The organism is Pseudomonas sp. IT-93MI4, assembly GCF_949767635.1.
Classification (GTDB): domain Bacteria; phylum Pseudomonadota; class Gammaproteobacteria; order Pseudomonadales; family Pseudomonadaceae; genus Aquipseudomonas; species Aquipseudomonas putida_A.
The window spans coordinates 388038-405165 of record NZ_CATKPP010000054.1 but is presented as its reverse complement, the minus strand read 5'-3'; the positions used below and the strand labels follow the sequence as shown (position 1 = coordinate 405165).

The window sequence follows — 17128 nt, the reverse complement described above, 5'->3', positions numbered from 1 at the left end:
GCCTTACCTCATCAACGAACGGGATTGGTGTTGTTCAGCCAGCCGAGCAGGGCCTGGTGAAATTTCGCCGGTTCTTCCATCTGCGGCGCGTGGCCCATGCCGGGGAATTCCACCAGCGTCGACTGTGGAATCAGCTTGGCGACCTGCTTGCCGAGCACCTCATAGTGGCCGATTTTCGCCTTGACCTCGGGTGACGCGAGGTCCTTGCCGATGGCCGTGGTGTCGGACGTGCCGATCAACAGCAGGGTCGGCATCTTCAGGTCCTTGAACTCGTAGTACACCGGTTGGGTGAAGATCATGTCGTAGATCAGTGCCGAGTTCCACGCCACCTGGGTTTTGCCCGGGCCGTTGCTCAGGCCGGCGAGCATGTCGACCCAGCGGTCGAATTCGGGTTTCCAGCGGCCGTCATAATAGGTGTTGCGCTCGTAGTCGCGAATGCCTTGGGCGGTGACTTTGAGTTCGCGTTGATACCACTGATCCACGGTGCGGTACGGCACGCCGAGGGCTTTCCAGTCTTCCAGGCCGATCGGATTGACCAGCGCCAGTTGTTCGACCTGATCCGGGAACAGCAGCGCGTAGCGAGTGGCGAGCATGCCGCCGGTGGAATGACCGAGCAGGGTGGCTTTCTGAATGCCGAGGGCCTTGAGCAGCTGTTGGGTGTTGGTCGCCAGTTGCTGGAAGCTGTACTGGTAGTGATCGGGTTTGCTGGAGGTGCAGAAGCCGATCTGGTCCGGCGCGACGACCCGGTAACCGGCCTCGCTCAAGGCCTTGATCGAACTGTCCCAGGTGGCGGCGCAAAAATTCTTGCCGTGCATCAGCACCACGGTGCGCCCGTTGGCCTTGCCGTGGGCGGCGACGTCCATGTAGCCCATTTGCAGGGATTTACCCTGGGACTGAAAGGCAAAGTGCTTGAGCGTGTAGGGGTATTGGAAACCTTGCAGCTCCGGGCCATAGGTCTGGCCATCGGCGGGTGCAGTTTCAGTGGGCGCGGCAGCGTGGGCGAACAGCGGCAGCGCAGCAGTCAGGACCAGGCCGGGCAGCCAGCGGGATAGCGTGACGGACATAAGGGCAAACTCCATGGAAATCGGCCGATGCTGGAACGCCCGGATTAGGGCGACGTTAACCACAGGCAACGCGATGGCCGGAATGTTCAACCGAGCCAGCCCAGGGTCAGCATCGCCACCACGGCGTAACGCGCAGCTTTGGCCAGCGTGACGATCAGCAGAAAGCGCCCGAGCGGCTCGCGCATGACGCCGGCGATCAGGGTCAGGGGATCGCCGATCACCGGCAGCCAACTCAGTAGCAGCGACCAGTGACCATAGCGCTCGTAGTGTTTGCGCGCGGTGGCCATGTGGTTCGGGCTGACGGGGAACCAGCGTCGATCCTGAAAGCGTTCGAGGCCGCGCCCCAGCCACCAGTTGACCAGCGAACCGAGGACATTGCCCAGCGTCGCCACGCCCAGCAGGCCCCAGAGCCAGTAACGGTCGCTGGCGATCAGCCCGACCAGCAGCGCTTCGGATTGCAGCGGCAACAGCGTCGCAGCGCCGAACGCCGCCGCGAACAGCCCGACATAACCGGCAGCCATCAATGCGCCGGGTAGTCTGCCACCACCACATCCGTGCCGTCCTTTTTCAGGCCGATCACTTGATAGGCATCGCTCATACCGTCCATTTCCATGCCTGGCGAACCCATGGGCATGCCCGGTGCGGCGATACCCAGCAGATCGTCGCGCTTGCTCAGGGCCAGCACTTGTTCCGCCGGCACGTGGCCTTCGACGAACTTGCCGTTGATCAGCGCGGTATGGCACGAGCCCAGGCGCGGTGGCACGCCGTGTTGCTGCTTGAAGCTGCTCATGTCGCTTTCGACATGGTCTTCGACTTTGAAGCCGTTGGCTTCGAGGTGGCTGATCCATTTCTTGCAGCAGCCGCAATTGGCGTCGCGGTGCACTTCGATCGGGATCAGCTCGGCGGCCTGGGCCAGGGAGGACAGGAGCAGGGCGCTGAGGGCGGCCAGTCGCAGGGAGGTTCGCATGGTGGGCTCTCGACAAGGATGACGGTCAAAAAGGAAAGTATTTTGACCGGATTATCCTGCCGGGCATCAACGGAGTGTTTCAAGTTGATACAAGGCAGGCTGGCAGGATGATCCTGGATCAAGCCTGACAGCCTGCTGAGCGGGAGATTACAAATCTGTCAGGCTCAACGAACCTTGAACCGCCCCATGATCGCGCTCACCCGGTTGTTGGCTTCCAGCAACTGGCGGGTGTTGAGTTCGCTGGCCTGGCCGCTGTGCACCAGTTCTTCGACCATGTGCCGGATCTGCACCATGCTGCGGTTGATCTCTTCGGTGACCGCACTCTGCTGTTCGGCAGCGGTAGCGATCTGCGTGCTGAGGCTGTTGATGTGGCTGACCGAGCCGGCCATTTCATCCAGACCGGTGTTGACCCGCGCCGTGGCGTCGGCGGCGGACTGGCAGCTGGCCTGGGTGTTTTCCATGGCGCTGACCGACGAGCTCACGCCTTGGGTCAGGCGGGTCAACATCTCGTTGATTTCCGAGGTGCTGGCCTGGGTGCGAGCGGCGAGGGCGCGGACTTCGTCGGCGACCACGGCAAAGCCGCGACCCTGTTCACCGGCCCGGGCGGCTTCGATGGCGGCGTTGAGCGCCAGCAGGTTGGTCTGCCCGGCGATTGCGCCGATCACCCCGAGAATCTCGGTGATGCGCTGCGCGTCCTGCTGCATGTTCTCGACTTTCTGGGTGGCGCTGGCCACTTCGTCGATCAAGGCCACCACGCTGTTGGTCGCTTCACCGACCACCACCCGTGAGCGATCGGCGTTTTCGTTGGCGCGCTGGGTGAACGCAGCGGTTTCAGCGGCATTCTGCGCAACGCTTTCGGCCGTCGAACTCATTTCGGTGATGGCGGTAACGGTCTGATCGGTTTCCGAAGCGTGGCGCAGCAGAATCTGGCTGGTGTTGGCCGACGTACGCTGCAGGTCGTCCAGGCTCGAAGCCATGGCGCCGGTGGCCTGGGTGACTTCACCGATCATGTTCTGCAGGTAGGCAATAAAGGTGTTGACCGAGTGGCCGATGGCGCCCAGTTCGTCTTCGGCACGGATGGTGATGCGCCGGGTCAGGTCGGCATCGCCGCTGGACAGCAAGTCGATGTTGGCCTTCAGCGCTTTCATCCGCGACACCAGTTGGCGGATCGCATACACCTGCAACAACACCAGCAGGATCACCAGCGGAATCTGCAACAGGCTCAGGCTGCTGAGCACGTCGTCACGCTGGGCGGTGAGCATTTTCGTTGGCAGGGCGGTGGCGAGGAACCACGGCGTGCCTTCGATCGGGCGCATGAAGAAGGTGCTGGCTTCGCCGTTGTTGTCGAACTCGACGCGTTGCGCCTGATCGCGGTTTTGCAGGCCGGCCTTGACCTGACTGGCGAAGGTCGAACCGGCGGCCAGTTCGCTGATGTTCTTCAGCACGATCGGGCCGCTGATGCGCGAGCTGTTGCTGATGATCTTGCCGTCGGCCTCGACGATCAGCATTTCGGCGTTGAGGTCTTTTTCCTTGCGCGCCACCAGATCGTTGAAGAAGCCCAGCGTCACGTCGATGGTCGACACGCCCCACGCTGCACCGTTTTTCTGGATCGCCATGGCGCAGTTGGTGCGCGGCTCGGCACTCGCGTCATCTTTATAGGCAGCGGCCCAGGCGCACTGGCCCCGCGGGGTCTGCATGCCGCCCTTGTACCAGCTCTGGTCGTAATAGTTGGGCGCCGCGTCGCTGTTCCAGAAGGTATTCACCGCCAGTTTGCCCGAGGCATCGCGGTGCCAGAACGTGCTGAACTTGTTGCGCCCGGCCTCACGCTGACCCGGCAGTGGCCAGATCCCGCCACCGAAGACTTTCAGCTCGCCGTATTGATCCACCAGGCCCGGCAACACTGTGTCGATGGCCGCGCTGTCGAGCAGGGGAATGGTCTGGGTGATGCTGCGCTGCTGCGCCTGGACTTTGTTCAGTTCGCCCTGAATCTGTTCGGCGACTTCGGCAATCCGGTTGAGCACCACCTGTTCTTCGGTATGCCGCAGCTTGGGCGCGACCAATTGGCTGATACCGACCACGGTCAGCACCGACAGCAGCAGGATGAACAGAACCAGAAATAACGTGTAGCGAGCCTGAATGGTGCGGAATGCGGGCATGGATACCGGTCCTTGAGCTGCGATTCTTATTGTGGGGTCGAGGGAAAAACGGCGGGGTCACACCAGCGTATCGTCGGCGAACGGGGAAGCTTTAAGTACTTTGGTGCAAGAAAGTGTCGGGCTGACGGAAGGGGCGTGTCGACTCCGATACAAATGGATCGACCCTCTTGTCAGCCAGCGCAAAAAAAAGCTTCGCGAGCAATCGTCAAACTGCCATGAAACCGCGGCACCGTGAGCTTCTGGCAATTTGTATCGAGAATGTACAAAAATTGTAAGCGGCTGCACTAAAAGGGTTGGTGCCACCAGTTCGCCGGTAGATACTTCCCGGCATTCAAGTAGTCCAGCAAGGACATTTCATGGTTATTTCACAGGGAGTCTTCTCATGACGATCGGCATTGTCGGCGGCTGGGAGAGCAAGGCAGGGGTGCTGGTTCGCAATACAGGCGCGAAGAAGGAGGTCAAGCAAAGCCTCAAGGTGCAGCAGATGCTCGCCAAGGTCGGCACCAATCCGACCGCGCTGAACACTGCCGAAATGGACAAGCAGGGCCTGCGCAAAAATATCAAGGGGTTCGATCCGGCGAATGTCTCGGTCAAGCAACTGAGCAATCTGAGTGTTTTTCTGCGTGAGCGCGGGCTGATTTCCGACATCACCTCCTTTACATTGCTCAATGCCGGCGACAAGTTCGACCGTTTCGGCGTGACCAAAGACCCTGATGCAAAATTCAATGCGCTGGAGTATTTCGCCACCCAGCTCGACGCCATTCAGAACAATGGCCTCAATGGCAATGCCTACGGCAAGAACCTGATCCCTGAATACAAAAAGGCGATCTATGTGCTGCAGAACCTGAAAACCTACGGTGAAGGCAACGCGGCGAAACCGGTGGATCAAGGCGTCAAGTCCAAGGCCTGAGCCGGTCACCCACGGCCCACCCATTGATTGGGTGGGCCGTTTTCGTTTTTAGTCCTGATACCTTTCGCCGGCCTGCTGCGCCTGATCCTGCAGATTCTGCATATGTGGACAGTGCAGGCTCAGCGTGGAGGCCTGGTAGCCACGATGAAATAGTGCCAGCCAGCCGTCGCTGTGATCATCGGGGACAATCCCGGTGAAAGCGAAACCGGCATCGGCCAGTTTGCGCAGCGCGCTGGAAAACCCTTGGGCGAGTCTGAGTCTGATCGAAATCAGCCAGTGCGCCGGCAGTTGTCCCAATTGCTCGAGCAGGTTGTCATCGAGGGCCTTGAGCAGCAGGTCGTAGCGCCCGGATACGTGATCGAAGCGGATCTTCGGGCCTTTCCATGGCACGGTATGGTCGGTGGTACCAAACACCGCCTCCAGACGCGACATCAGCTCGCGGCAATCCTGCGGCCAGGCGAGTGCCGGCAGCGGGCGCCGATAACCGTCGATGCTGCAGTGACCCACAACAATCGTCTCCCGCCCTGTTCCACCGAACGGCGAAGGCGCGTAATCGGGCAACAGACCACAGCTGTGAAACCCCAGGCCGGCGGCCATGCGCTGCGTATACGGGTGGTGCGTGACCTGCTTGATCGTCACGCCTCGGCAATCCAGCGCCTGGGCATGAATCAGCAGCTGCTGGCCCAACTGGGTGGCGATGTTTTGCCCGCGAGTGTCCGGGTGCACCACGGTCAGTGCCAGCTCCGCCAGTGCGGTTCGGCCAGATTGGCGAAACAACGTGGCGTGCCCGCAGATATGCTCGTTTACCACCGCCACCAGCGAGTGCCAGCGACCGACGCTGTGGTTCTGGCTGATCATCCAGGGCAGATACACGTGGGGTTGAGGATAATGAACGCCGTAGATTTCTTCGAACAGGCGGCTGACTGCCGGCGCATCGGCGACGCGATAGCGGCGGATGATTGTCGTGTCCATCACGCTTGCCCCTGCTGCGGATGGTCATAAACCCGTCGATCCACGACCCGCTGATGTTTGCCGGAGCGTGGATGACAGGTCAGTTCATCGTTCGCACAGGCGGTCACGTTCAGCTCCAGCAATTGATCGGACTGCAGTTTCTCGATCAGCGGGTATTGGTCGATCAGCGCACGGCGCAGGGTTGAGCTTGCCTGGCTGATGTCAGCCGTTTGCGTGCAGGGTACCCACTTGAGGCTCAGCAGATCTTTGCTTGCTCGCTGTTCGATGAGCAGTTGCCAGTCATCGCTGGCGGCGATCTTGCGCACCAGCTCGCCGATGTCACCGGTATCCAGACTCAACACGCTCACCCGCACGCGCTGGCTGTTCATGCTGCGGCCCATCAGGGCGAACTTGCGCATCGGCGTCCCCGCCGGTTCACGCCAGCAGGCGAGGTCGCCGACCGGATAGCGGATCACCGGCATCAGGCGCCGGGTGAGATTGGTCAGGACCAGCCTGCCGTTACGGTTGCACTCTTCGATGACGGCACCGCTCACCTCATCGATGATCTCCAGCACGCTGTGCCGCTCCAGCATCCGGTGTTCGCCCAGGGTGCAATCGCGGGTGCTGACGCCGATCAGTCCGGCATCGACGCTGGCGTAGCCGATAGAGGCAATGCGTGCGTTCGGGAACACTCGCTGGAGCGTTTGCAACTGGGCGGCGAACAGGCTTTCGCCGCCGTAGAGCAGGGTTTCGACGCCCTCCAGGATCCGTGACTGGCGTTCCAGCCAGGCGGCGAATTTGAGCATTTGCGCCGGCAGACCGGCCAGCACATTGATCCGGTACGCAAGGATCGACTCGGCCAGTACGGCGCTGTCGACGGCCCCGGTGAAGGGAAATTCGCTGACAGGGGTCTGGACATGGGCCAGCGCGTCGTGGAGAAAAATGAAGCTGGCATACAGGTCGCCGACGAAGAACAGATTGGCGACCCGGTCGCCGGGGTTCAGTTGCGCCGTGAGTTGGCTGCCGAAATCGCGCACCAGGGTTTGCCATTCTGCGCGGGTGAACAGCGAGAGTTTTCCTGAGCCGGTGGTGCCCCCGGTCTTGAAGACCATCGCGTCTTCCAGCGGGCCTGACAACACTGGCCATTGATGCGGATGCTGACTGTCACGCCAGTATTGTTCAGGGTCGATCAGGGGCAGTTCAGTCAAAGCGCTGATGGGTGCCGCGACATCTTTGAAGTGTTCGCGGCAATAGGCCGAATGTTGGCGGGTGTAACCGAGCAAATTGTTCAATTCAATGAGCGTGTTCATGATTTTTTCTTGTATGAAGTGGCGATGGGCCGCGTGCAGATAGCTGCTGTCAGCGGCGCGTATCAATCAGTAGGGGAGTCTTGCCGCTGTGCCGGTTTCGGGCGAACTGCTCGACGGCACACTGCTCGACGTCCAGCGTGAGCAAACCGGTCTGCACCAGCGTGATCAGCGTCGAATAATTCTGCAGTCGGCGGTGTACCTCGGCCGGCTCCAGAGGGCAGTGCAGGCGCATGCGTTCCAGGCCGTCAGGGCCATGATCGAGGACCAGTTGAAACGGTGCCTGAAGGTGCTGCTCCAGGATCACCAGTGAAATGAAATCGGTGCCGATGCGCAGCAGATTGCCGTGGCGTTGCAGCAGTTCGAAGCGCGGCGAAGTCAGACCGCAGGCACACAGGCCGGGTAACCAGCGTCCGCTGTCGCCAATGTCATAGCGCTGCACGGACTGACCCTGACGCTCGCGGGAGGTCACCAGCAGACGACCGGATTCGCCGTCACCGACCGACACGTCATGCTCGAAATCGACAATTTCCAGGTGCTGGATGTCGCTCATCAGATGGAAAACGCCATCTGCCGTGGCCCGGCAGGCATGGCCCAGGGGACCGGCATCAACGCTGCCGTAAATCGCCGAGCGGATCAGGCTGACGCCGCAACTTTGCAAGAGCTCGCGGGTTTGCTCACTCAGGTGTTCGCCACCGAGAAAGACCTTGGCGACGCCACCATAGCGCCGCAGTATTTGTTGTTCGTTGATAAACAACCGGTGCAGGGTGCCGGGCATGCCGATCAGCACGGTGATCCGTTGAGCCTCGATCATCTGCGCGATCTCGCGGTAATCGTCGTCCGCCGGGGCGCCCATCGGCCAGTGTCGGGCCTGCAGTTGTTCCAGTACTTTGGCAAAACTGGAAAAGCCGCCGTACAGTCCGCCGCTGAAAAACAGGTTCATGACCCTGTCTTGCGCCGGGTCCAGTCCGGCTGCGAGCAAGCCATCGGCGGCCGCCTGCATCTGGCGCTGGAAGTCGTGGTAACTGAAGCCGGAAAGCACAGGTGCGCCACTGCTGCCGCCGGAGCGAAAGAACAGCTGCGCCGCTGAAGTCGGCGGCTGGCCGACGAATTGTGCCTTGTTCATGATTGGCAGCCCGGTCAGTGGTGGTGGGGCTGGCGGCTGGTCGAGCGTGGAGTGGCGGGTCAGCACGTTCGCCGGCAGACTGACCGACACGCGTCGACTCAGGCGCTGCAGCGCATAAACACCGTCGTGGGGTTCGCCGTCGTAGCCATCGTGAATAGTCTCGATCGGGGTAATGCGCGTCACACCGGCGGCAATCAGCGTTTGTGCCAGTTCGGCGATCTGCGCCTCGGGGCACAGCAAGGCGCAGCTCTGCAGCACGTTGCGCCAGGGCAGCAATGTAGCGCTGAGCCGCTCGCGGGGCAGGGGTTTGAGCAACAGGCTGCGAAACAGCGCAGAAGGTTCGAGCTGGCGATCATGACTCCAGATCACCCGCCAGCCCGGCGCACTCCAGACCCGGCCGGTCTGCCCGGCAAAACTCTGGGCCAGCCGGGCCATCGCCGTGCAGGTGGTGATTTGCGAAGCCTCTTCAAGCGTCGGCGCAAGCGCCGGCCATTGTCCGGCACGGCGTTCGAATGCGGCGGCCAGTTGCTCCCCGATATCGTTCAGTACGCTCGCGTCGTCGCTGTCCACCAGCAACCACTGCGGGCTGGAGCAGGCTTGCTGATCGAGGCGGCAGACTTCATCGACAATCGCATCGAGGACGGCGGGCGATGCCGCGTCCGCGGTCAGGTAGGCGAAGCTGATGCGGTGCCCCCAGTCGATCCAGCGACAGCCTGGCGGGATCTGCTGGCGGATGGCTTGCAGCGCGGTTTCGCCGCCCCACGCCGCGACACCGTTGGCGTGCCTGCACAACTGGCCGATCTGTTCGGTGCGGGTCGGCAGCACCGCCACGTAACCATTGAGTTGTCCGCTTGTATCACATGCAACCAACGCCTGAAGCAGGCGCGCGGTGAAGCCAGCGTCACTGCTGCTGGGCCGCAGCCAGTTGACGTTGCCGCTCAGCAGACCCTCGATCACCGCACAGAACGCCAGCAGCGGCGCGTTGGCCGGAGTGATATGCACCACCAGGCCCAGCGGACTCCAGCGCTCGAAGCGTGATTGTCGATAGTCGATACGGCGCAGCGATTCCGGGCGCAGGCCCAGTTCACGATCCAATTTGGCTTGCAGGGCGGCAGGCTGGCAGAAATCGATAAGTGCTTCGCGCTGACCGGGAGCCAGTGGCAGTTCCGTTTCTTCTTGTTGCAGACGTTCGGCGAAGGCCTTGGCAGTGGCGAGCAGCGTGCTGGTTTGCAGTGGAATCTGCAGCCTTCGTGGCAACTCCCGCTGAAGTTGGTGCAAGGCGCTGTCGAGGCTGCACTCGGTGTGCAACTGACCGTTGATCAGGTACATATCAGTGCCTCCCCAGCAGTTCGGACGCGGCCATGGCACAGCTCCTCGCGGCCGTGGTGCCGGCGCGGCCATGCAACTGGAACCAGTCGCTGGCCAGACCGCAGGCACAACGGGTGCCCGGATGCAGCGTGGCCAGATCGCTCATGACCACGGCATGGGCCGGGCTTGAGGAAATGTAGGGCGAGACCAGATTCAGCAGGCCGCGCTGGCCATAGGGCAAGACTGAAAAATCCACCGGGCTGCGTACGTATACTTTTGCGTAGACCGGTACGTGAAAGTGATGGTGGGCGCATTCGACGTAAGGCACCGCGTGTTCGACGGCGCCGTAACCGTCGCGACAGTCTTGGGTCGCGATGCCCAGTTGTTGCTGGATCCGTGCATATAAGGCTTGTCTGGGGACTTCTTCGGCGGCGCGGGTTTTCCAGCCGCCGCCGAAAAATGCCAGCGATCCAGCTGGCAGTTGCAGGTCCGCCACGCCGGTGGCGCGCATGCGTTGCAGGGTTTCCCAGAGAAAGGCGGGGAAGCCGAAGATGCGCACCGGCAGACCTTCTTCGGCAAAGGCCTGCAAGGCGCTGATCACGCCGAACAGATCAAACTGGTGGCCGTCACCATTGCGACGCAGGGCGTAAACCACCCGATGGGCGGGAGCAAAACCGCACAGGAATTGATCGGTGAAGGATGTGCCCAAGGTGTTTTTCTGCTCCGGCTCATAGCCGAGCAACAGGTAGTTGCACGGGGCATGCGGGGCAATCCAGCCATATTGGGCGAAAATCCGTTCGACCATGTACTGCGCGGCGCCGAGGCTGCGCGCGTCGTAGCGCATGCGGCTCTTCTGCCCGCTGGTGCCGGAGGAAGTCAGTTCCAGGGCGTCTTCGCCCGTCGGACTGAGCAGCATCTGTTGCTTGAAGAAACTGGCGAAAATCGGTGGCAATTGCGACCAGTCGTCGAGCTCGTCCAGGTCATCGACAGCGATTGCATGGGCGTTCAACCAGTGGCCATAACCGGGCGTATGGTGAGCGTGAAACCGGGTGATTTCGCTCATGGCCAGATTGAACAGCCCTTTGGGGACGGCCTCCTGGCAATAGGGCTGCGGCAATGCGCAAAGCGCATCGCTGTGGGGGAACAGAGTCATCGAATATCCTTATTGATGTGTGGTGGGCGCGGCGGGTGCCGCAGAAGGCGGTAGAGCAGGGGCAGGCACAGCAGGCCGCCGAGGCCGGCGAGCAGGGAAAAGGATTGCAGGTTCGAGCCACCGCCGATGATGGCGATGAGCGAGCCGCCGCTGCCCATCACGGCAATCGACAGCATGCCGATCATGGCCGAGACCAGCCCCTTGCCCGCATCGCTGGAGAACAGCGCGAGGCGGTACAGCGCGGCGTTGCTCATACCAAGCCCCAGTGCATACACGGCCAGTGCGCAAACGGCCAATGGCAGCGCAGCCAAACTCAGGGCAGCAGCGATCAGCCCCAGCAGTCCGAGGCAAAACGGCCACAGGGCCAGACCGATCACCTGGGCGAGCGTGTGCCCGACGAGCAATCGATCCAGTAGTAAATTACCGAGGATCACCGCCGCAAACACCGGGATCTGCCACAGGCCATATTCCAGCGCAGACAGCTCCAGGCGTTGCATGAGCAGCACCGGCGCCAGTCCGATCCAGGCAATCAGCGGCAGGCTCATCAGGCCCAGTGTCAGACTGGCGCCGATGAATCGTCGGTTGCGCAGCAGCGCGAGGTAACCCAGGCCGATCTGCCTGAGCGAAAACGCCGCTGGAGCCTGTCGCTGGCTGTCACGGCGCACGACGTCGATCGTTTCCGGCATCCAGGCAAACAGAGCGAGCCAGACAACCACACTCGTTGCCGCCAGCCCCAGAAACATCTGTCGCCAGCTCAGCCATTCCAGCAGCAGGCTGCCGAGTAAAGGGCCGAGCAGCGGCGACAGCAGCGCCACGTTGCCCAGTAATGCCATGAGGCGCACGGCATCGGCCTCGCAGAACACTTCCTGCAGGGTCGGGTAGCTGACGGCGACCACAAAGCCCAGGCCCATGCCCTGGATCAGGCGCAACGCATTAAAGGCTTCAATGCGCTGCGTGATGACTGCGGCGCTGCACGCCAGGCCGAACAGCGCACAACCGAGCAACAGCAAGCGACGCCGGCCGTAACGGTCGGAAAGGGGGCCGATCAGCCATTGCAGGCACACGCCGCCAATCAGATACAGGTTGAAGGCGTTGGCTACATGCCGGGTATCGGCGTTGAACTCGCGGGTCACCGTCAACATGGCCGGCATGATCATGTCGCTGGCCATATAGGTGAGCAGTTCAAAAGCGGTAATGGCCAGGCAGAATCCGATAATCTGCACGGGCGTCATTACGATCAAGGTTCTCTGCATAAACATCCCTGTTTCAGTAAGCGAGAAAAGTTCGCAGAGACTAGAGGCAGAGTTGTCGCGGCAGCCAATCCTTTGCTGCGACATGAAATTTCAAATACTTACAGCGTATTTACTGACCCCCGCAGGCTGATCGAAAAGGCATTGGCTAGGCACTGCCGCGCCAACAAAAATGCCCGCTGGCGGGCGGGCATGGTTGGCATTGAAAAGGCTGGTGAGGTATCCCGACCGGTATTTCAGGCGCACCGGCGGGCGAACGATCCTGTTCTATCGATGGTAATAACCGGGGCCTTCCTGATAACGATGGTGGCCATCATGCCAACCGCCGTGGGGGAAAATGATGCAGCCGCTCAAGGTCAGTACGGCAAGGAGGGGAATCAGCCAGGTGATTCGACGGAACATTTCAAAGATCCTCATGGTTACGCCGGCATGAAGCCAAAACTCTTCATCGGCTGTAACATGAGACCGCGTTCGGCCAGGCCCATCCCCGCAACACGGTATGTGCATGGCATGCAACCGGATACAAACCGGATACATTTGAAAGTTTCAGGAACCCGCAATGACCCAGAAGCAACGTTTGAAATACTCGATCCTGATCGCCCTGTCGGTGCTGGCGATCATGCTCGGCCTGTCCTGGCTGCAAAATGCCGGGATGATCAGTCAGAAGATGTTCCAGTACATCGCCATGGGTGTGGCGGTGGTCGTGGTGGTGATCAACGGGGTGATGCGCCGCAAGGTCAAGCCCTGACGGCGATCGCGGGACGCTTCAATCGTGATTGAGCACGGCAGCAGCCCGTGGATGCAGGCTGTAACTCTTGTCCGGGTTGAAGGTGACCACCCCTTCGGCGCATAGACGCTTCAACACTTCGCGCACGCTGAGAAAGGACAACGGAATATCCAGATCCAGCAGTTGACTGTGCACGCCGCGCACGCCCAGGCGTCGATCGCTTTGTGCGGCGACCAGCAGGGCGTCGATGACTTTCAGACGAATCAGGCTGGTGCGCAGGCCGAAGCTTTTCAGCAACAGACGAATACGCTCATTGCCCTGACGCTCGGGGCTGGGGGCGAAGCTGCTCGCGCGGGAACTCATGGAAGCTCCTGGTGACGCCTGGCTACCGTCCATTGGTAGTTGCGAGTTGTACATGGGGTTACTCCTTTTCAGAGCCCGATCAGGAAACGTTTTGACTGCTCTCAGTAAACAAGACGTTTCAGCACGACAAATCATGAAAGGAAATATGTAGAAATTTTGTCGGTTATTCGTTGTTTTCCCGTAATCAGTGAATTTCACCTTCCTCAATCGAGCTAAATTTTTTTTCTCGCATTCGTTTCCTGAACAGCCGTCTTGCGCCCAGGCGCATGAATCAATTTCAGAGTGGATCCGGCGCAAGCGCCGATCCTTGTCTTGTCGTTCAGGAGCGAGTGTGATTATTTCCCGACAGTTAACCGGACTGGCCCTCGCCGGTGCGTTTCTCGGACTCAGTCTGTCCGCCCATGCGTTCAGTCCCGCTGCACAAGCCAGTGCCGATATCCGCCGCACCTCCTTTGGTGTGCCGCACATCCGCGCGGAAAATGAACGCGGACTGGGTTTCGGCATCGGTTACGCCTACGCGCAGGACAACCTGTGCCTGCTGGCCAACGAGATCGTCACGGTCAATGGCCAGCGCTCGCGTTATTTCGGGCCGGAGCAGTTCACCGTCGAACAACGCGAGAATCGCGTCAGCGACCTGTTCTTCACCTGGCTCAACACTCCCGCAGCGGTGAAAGCCTTCTGGGGCGCGCAACCGGCGCAGGTGCACGACCTGGTGGAAGGTTATGCCGCGGGCTATAACCGTTATCTCGCCGAACGCCGCCAGCAGGGTCTCCCGCAACAGTGCCAGGGTGAGTGGGTGCGTGATATCAGCGCCGAAGATCTGGTCAAACTCACTCGGCGCCTGTTGGTCGAGGGCGGTGTCGGGCAGTTCGCCGAAGCCTTGGCTGGCGCGACGCCGCCGCAGGCCACGGCGCAGCTCGGCAGCGATGCCCGGGCCTATCAGTTGGCGGACGCGCGCCTGCAGCGCTTCGCTCTGGATCGCGGCAGCAATGCCGTGGCGGTCGGCAGCGAACGCTCGTTCAACGGACGCGGCATGCTGCTGGCCAACCCGCATTTTCCATGGGTTGGCGGCATGCGCTTTTACCAGATGCACCTGACCATTCCGGGCAAACTCGACGTCATGGGCGCAGCCTTGCCGGGGTTGCCGATGATCAACATCGGTTTCAATCAGCATCTGGCCTGGACCCACACGGTGGATTCATCCAAACATTTCACCCTGTATCGTCTGCAACTCGACCCGAAAGACCCGACCCGCTACCTGCTCGACGGCAAGTCGCTGCCGTTGAACAAGCAGACGGTCACTGTGCAGGTCAAACAGGCGGACGGTCAGGTGGTGCCGGTCTCGCGCGATGTCTACAGCTCGCAGTTCGGCCCGATCGTGCAATGGCCGGGCAAACTCGACTGGGATCATCAGTACGCCTACAGCCTGCGCGACGCCAACCTGGACAATGATCGCGTGCTGACGCAGTGGTACGCGATGAACCAGGCGTCGAGCCTCAAGGCTCTGCAGGATTCGGTGTACAAGCTTCAGGGCATCCCCTGGGTCAACACCCTGGCCGTGGATGACAAGGGGCAGACGCTGTATATGAACCTGTCGGTGGTGCCGAACGTCAGCGCCGACAAACTGGCCAAGTGCAGCGACCCGCGCATCGGCTTGCAGATGATCGTGCTCGACGGTTCCAACAGCGCTTGCGCCTGGGATATCGATCCGCAAGCTGCGCAGAAGGGCATCTATGCCGCCAGCCAGCTGCCGCAACTGTTGCGCAAGGACTTCGTCCAGCATTCCAACGATTCCGCGTGGCTGGCGAACCCGGCACAACCGCTGACCGGGTTCTCGCCGCTGATCAGTCAGGACGGCCAGCCGCTGGGCCTGCGATCAAGATTTGCGCTGGAGCGCCTGAACACACTCGGCAAAAAAGGGCCGCTGGCGGTGAAGGATCTGCAACAGATGGTGATGGACGACAACGTCTATCTGGCGACTCAGGTGCTGCCCGATCTGCTGAAGTTCTGCGCTGCGGATCTGGGTGCGGACGCGGCCGCGTTGAAGCTGGTTTGTGCCAGTCTCAAGGGTTGGGATGGCCGGGCGAATCTGGATTCGGGCATTGGTCTGGTGCATTTCCAGAACATCATGCAGGCGCTGCAAGCGTCGCCGGATGTCTGGCGTGTGCCGTTCGATCCAAAAGACCCGCAGCACACGCCACGCGGTCTGGCGATCGAGCAACCGGCGGTGAGCAAGGCACTGCGTGAAGCGCTGCTGGCGTCGGCTGCCACTGCGCAGAAAATGGGTCTCAAGCCTGAAACCCGCTGGGGCGATATTCAGGTGGCGAGCAGCGGCGCTCAACAAACCGCAATTCACGGCGGGCCGGGAACGCTGGGGATCTACAACGCGATCCAGAGCGTGCCGCGTGAAGACGGCAAACTCGAAGTGGTCAGCGGCACCAGCTACCTGCAAGTGGTGACCTTCGACGACAAAGGCCCGCACGCTCAAGGGCTGCTGGCGTTCTCGCTGTCGAGTGACCCGGAGTCGAAATACTCTCGCGATCAGACCGAGGTATTTTCGAAAAAGCAGTGGAGTGTGTTGCCGTTCACTGAGCAGCAGATCGCTGCCGATCCGCAGTATCAGGTGCAGACGGTTCGCGAGGTGACGGACAAGACTGCCGGAGTAGCTGCGCAGTAAGGTGTCCTGAACGAAAAAGCCGCTGCTCCTTGACGGGAACAGCGGCTTTTTTGTTGCCCTGAGTTAACCGTGGCAGGTGGTGCCCGGTTTCAGGTTTTTGGTGGCTGCCGCGGCATCGAGTTGATCACCGGATCACCCTCGGTATTGCGCGTCAGGTAGACCGGCAGCACCTTGGGCAGGGTGTTGACGAGGCCGCCGAGCTCTTTGATGTTGTAGACACCGCCGACACGGATTGCGCCGGTACTGGCGTCGGCCAGTTTCAGCGGTTTGCTCAGGTAGCGATTGATCAGCGGCAAGGCTTCGTTGAGTGCCAGGTTGTCGAGCACCAGCTTGCCACTGCGCCAGGCCAGGGCGTTATCGTTGGCGTAGGTCTGGCTGATCTGTGGCGTGTAGTCGCCATGCCGGTACTGCGCCTGCATGGCCGGTCCAAGGCGCAGGCCGTCGCCGGGCAGGGCGGCGTTGCTGGTTACCAGCACCGAGCCTTCGATCAGGTTGACCCGCACCTGATCTTCGTAGAGCCAGACATTGAAGCGGGTGCCGGTCACGCGGATCTTGCCTTCGCCGGCCCTGACCACGAATGGGTGGGAGAGGTCATGGCTGACTTCGAAAAACGCTTCACCCTTTTTCAGGGTGACCCGCCGCTCGTCCTTGTAATTGCTGAAGGTCAACTCAGTATTGAGGTTGAGCTCGACCTGACTGCCGTCCTTCAAGGTGACCTGACGGACATTGTCGGTGGCTTCGAAATGCTGATAGCTGTTGGGCAACCAGCCCAGATTCCAGCCACCGTACGCCGCCAGTGGCAAGGCCAGGGCGCAGACGCTCGCGGCAATTGCGTAGCGCCGCCAGGCGGGCACCGCAGCGGTCAGCGGCACATTGAGCGTTGGGGGTAGCGGCGGACGCGGCAGATGTTCGGCAACGTCCCAGATCTCCAGCATCGCTTCGTATTCGAATGCATGCAGCGGATGCGCATCGCGCCATTGCTCGAAAGCCAGACGCTCCTCGGCGGAGCAGTCTACGGCGTGCAGACGCATGCACCAGTGCGCGGCGGCATCGGTGATCGCATCGTATTCGGCTTCCGAGAGGGATTCTTGGGTCATTGACTCGTCCTGATTTGCTGCATTCTAACCTTGCGAGCCGGGTGCCGAGAACATCCGTCATGGCAATTGCCC

The 17128-nt window shown here is 61.1% G+C and carries 15 protein-coding genes; 3 read left to right on the top strand and 12 right to left on the bottom strand.

Annotated elements, in window-relative coordinates; genetic code table 11:
* Positions 1 to 11 precede the first annotated feature (11 nt).
* The 4 genes from ACM6I7_RS20905 to ACM6I7_RS20890 all read right to left on the bottom strand — a co-directional run bounded on the left by ACM6I7_RS20905 (position 12) and on the right by ACM6I7_RS20890 (position 4187).
* Entirely contained in the window at positions 12 to 1064 is a 1053-nt protein-coding gene (locus tag ACM6I7_RS20905) for an alpha/beta fold hydrolase (protein ID WP_134786295.1), read from the bottom strand.
* An 86-nt stretch (positions 1065 to 1150) separates the two neighbouring features.
* Positions 1151 to 1585: a YqaA family protein gene (locus tag ACM6I7_RS20900; RefSeq protein ID WP_097089622.1), complete on the bottom strand. Its 435-nt coding sequence runs from the start codon at positions 1583 to 1585 to the stop codon at positions 1151 to 1153.
* Positions 1585 to 2031 (bottom strand): DUF411 domain-containing protein, encoded by a 447-nt coding sequence (locus ACM6I7_RS20895; RefSeq protein ID WP_103369533.1) that lies wholly within the window; start codon positions 2029 to 2031, stop codon positions 1585 to 1587. The genes ACM6I7_RS20900 and ACM6I7_RS20895 overlap by 1 nt, the downstream gene beginning before the upstream one ends.
* Before the next feature lie 164 nt (positions 2032 to 2195).
* Positions 2196 to 4187, bottom strand: a complete 1992-nt coding sequence (locus tag ACM6I7_RS20890; protein WP_414889200.1) for a methyl-accepting chemotaxis protein — start codon at positions 4185 to 4187, stop codon at positions 2196 to 2198.
* 382 nt (positions 4188 to 4569) lie between these two features.
* On the opposite strand from ACM6I7_RS20890, the gene ACM6I7_RS20885 reads away from it, so the two are divergent.
* Positions 4570 to 5097 (top strand): hypothetical protein, encoded by a 528-nt coding sequence (locus tag ACM6I7_RS20885; protein WP_027612032.1) that lies wholly within the window; start codon positions 4570 to 4572, stop codon positions 5095 to 5097.
* A 48-nt stretch (positions 5098 to 5145) separates the two neighbouring features.
* Here the strand turns inward: ACM6I7_RS20885 and ACM6I7_RS20880 are convergent, their stop codons facing one another.
* The 6 genes from ACM6I7_RS20880 to ACM6I7_RS20855 form a co-directional block, all read right to left on the bottom strand.
* Positions 5146 to 6069, bottom strand: coding sequence for a GNAT family N-acetyltransferase (locus ACM6I7_RS20880; protein ID WP_097089625.1), 924 nt, complete (start codon positions 6067 to 6069; stop codon positions 5146 to 5148).
* Complete coding sequence (locus tag ACM6I7_RS20875; protein WP_414889199.1) at positions 6069 to 7358, bottom strand: phenylacetate--CoA ligase family protein; 1290 nt, start codon at positions 7356 to 7358, stop codon at positions 6069 to 6071. Before ACM6I7_RS20875 ends, ACM6I7_RS20880 begins: the two co-directional genes overlap by 1 nt.
* 49 nt (positions 7359 to 7407) lie before the next feature.
* Positions 7408 to 9810 (bottom strand): aldehyde dehydrogenase family protein, encoded by a 2403-nt coding sequence (locus tag ACM6I7_RS20870; RefSeq protein WP_414889198.1) that lies wholly within the window; start codon positions 9808 to 9810, stop codon positions 7408 to 7410.
* Position 9811: 1 nt separating this feature from the next.
* On the bottom strand, positions 9812 to 10942 hold the full coding sequence (locus ACM6I7_RS20865) for an acyl-protein synthase (RefSeq protein ID WP_414889197.1): 1131 nt from the start codon (positions 10940 to 10942) through the stop codon (positions 9812 to 9814).
* A complete protein-coding gene (locus ACM6I7_RS20860) occupies positions 10939 to 12195 on the bottom strand; it encodes an MFS transporter (RefSeq protein WP_414889196.1) in 1257 nt (418 codons plus the stop codon). The genes ACM6I7_RS20865 and ACM6I7_RS20860 overlap by 4 nt, the downstream gene beginning before the upstream one ends.
* Positions 12196 to 12459: 264 nt before the next feature.
* Positions 12460 to 12594 (bottom strand): hypothetical protein, encoded by a 135-nt coding sequence (locus ACM6I7_RS20855; RefSeq protein WP_256214187.1) that lies wholly within the window; start codon positions 12592 to 12594, stop codon positions 12460 to 12462.
* 157 nt (positions 12595 to 12751) lie between these two features.
* On the opposite strand from ACM6I7_RS20855, the gene ACM6I7_RS20850 reads away from it, so the two are divergent.
* On the top strand, positions 12752 to 12940 hold the full coding sequence (locus ACM6I7_RS20850) for a hypothetical protein (RefSeq protein ID WP_007961862.1): 189 nt from the start codon (positions 12752 to 12754) through the stop codon (positions 12938 to 12940).
* 18 nt (positions 12941 to 12958) lie between these two features.
* Here the strand turns inward: ACM6I7_RS20850 and ACM6I7_RS20845 are convergent, their stop codons facing one another.
* Positions 12959 to 13336, bottom strand: a complete 378-nt coding sequence (locus ACM6I7_RS20845) for a fe2+ zn2+ uptake regulation protein (protein ID WP_414889195.1) — start codon at positions 13334 to 13336, stop codon at positions 12959 to 12961.
* Positions 13337 to 13613: 277 nt separating this feature from the next.
* On the opposite strand from ACM6I7_RS20845, the gene ACM6I7_RS20840 reads away from it, so the two are divergent.
* Entirely contained in the window at positions 13614 to 15959 is a 2346-nt protein-coding gene (locus tag ACM6I7_RS20840) for an acylase (RefSeq protein ID WP_414889194.1), read from the top strand.
* Positions 15960 to 16048: 89 nt separating this feature from the next.
* On the opposite strand, the gene ACM6I7_RS20835 is transcribed toward ACM6I7_RS20840, so the two are convergent.
* On the bottom strand, positions 16049 to 17056 hold the full coding sequence (locus tag ACM6I7_RS20835) for a FecR family protein (RefSeq protein WP_414889193.1): 1008 nt from the start codon (positions 17054 to 17056) through the stop codon (positions 16049 to 16051).
* Positions 17057 to 17128: the final 72 nt, after the last annotated feature.

Bases quoted from the DNA above. Each gene is read 5' to 3' on its own strand.
- ACM6I7_RS20905 (WP_134786295.1), bottom strand. From the start codon at position 1,064: ATGTCCGTCACGCTATCCCGCTGGCTGCCCGGCCTGGTCCTGACTGCT.
- ACM6I7_RS20900 (WP_097089622.1), bottom strand. From the start codon at position 1,585: ATGGCTGCCGGTTATGTCGGGCTGTTCGCGGCGGCGTTCGGCGCTGCG.
- ACM6I7_RS20895 (WP_103369533.1), bottom strand. From the start codon at position 2,031: ATGCGAACCTCCCTGCGACTGGCCGCCCTCAGCGCCCTGCTCCTGTCC.
- ACM6I7_RS20890 (WP_414889200.1), bottom strand. From the start codon at position 4,187: ATGCCCGCATTCCGCACCATTCAGGCTCGCTACACGTTATTTCTGGTT.
- ACM6I7_RS20885 (WP_027612032.1), top strand. From the start codon at position 4,570: ATGACGATCGGCATTGTCGGCGGCTGGGAGAGCAAGGCAGGGGTGCTG.
- ACM6I7_RS20880 (WP_097089625.1), bottom strand. From the start codon at position 6,069: ATGGACACGACAATCATCCGCCGCTATCGCGTCGCCGATGCGCCGGCA.
- ACM6I7_RS20875 (WP_414889199.1), bottom strand. From the start codon at position 7,358: ATGAACACGCTCATTGAATTGAACAATTTGCTCGGTTACACCCGCCAA.
- ACM6I7_RS20870 (WP_414889198.1), bottom strand. From the start codon at position 9,810: ATGTACCTGATCAACGGTCAGTTGCACACCGAGTGCAGCCTCGACAGC.
- ACM6I7_RS20865 (WP_414889197.1), bottom strand. From the start codon at position 10,942: ATGACTCTGTTCCCCCACAGCGATGCGCTTTGCGCATTGCCGCAGCCC.
- ACM6I7_RS20860 (WP_414889196.1), bottom strand. From the start codon at position 12,195: ATGCAGAGAACCTTGATCGTAATGACGCCCGTGCAGATTATCGGATTC.
- ACM6I7_RS20855 (WP_256214187.1), bottom strand. From the start codon at position 12,594: ATGTTCCGTCGAATCACCTGGCTGATTCCCCTCCTTGCCGTACTGACC.
- ACM6I7_RS20850 (WP_007961862.1), top strand. From the start codon at position 12,752: ATGACCCAGAAGCAACGTTTGAAATACTCGATCCTGATCGCCCTGTCG.
- ACM6I7_RS20845 (WP_414889195.1), bottom strand. From the start codon at position 13,336: ATGTACAACTCGCAACTACCAATGGACGGTAGCCAGGCGTCACCAGGA.
- ACM6I7_RS20835 (WP_414889193.1), bottom strand. From the start codon at position 17,056: ATGACCCAAGAATCCCTCTCGGAAGCCGAATACGATGCGATCACCGAT.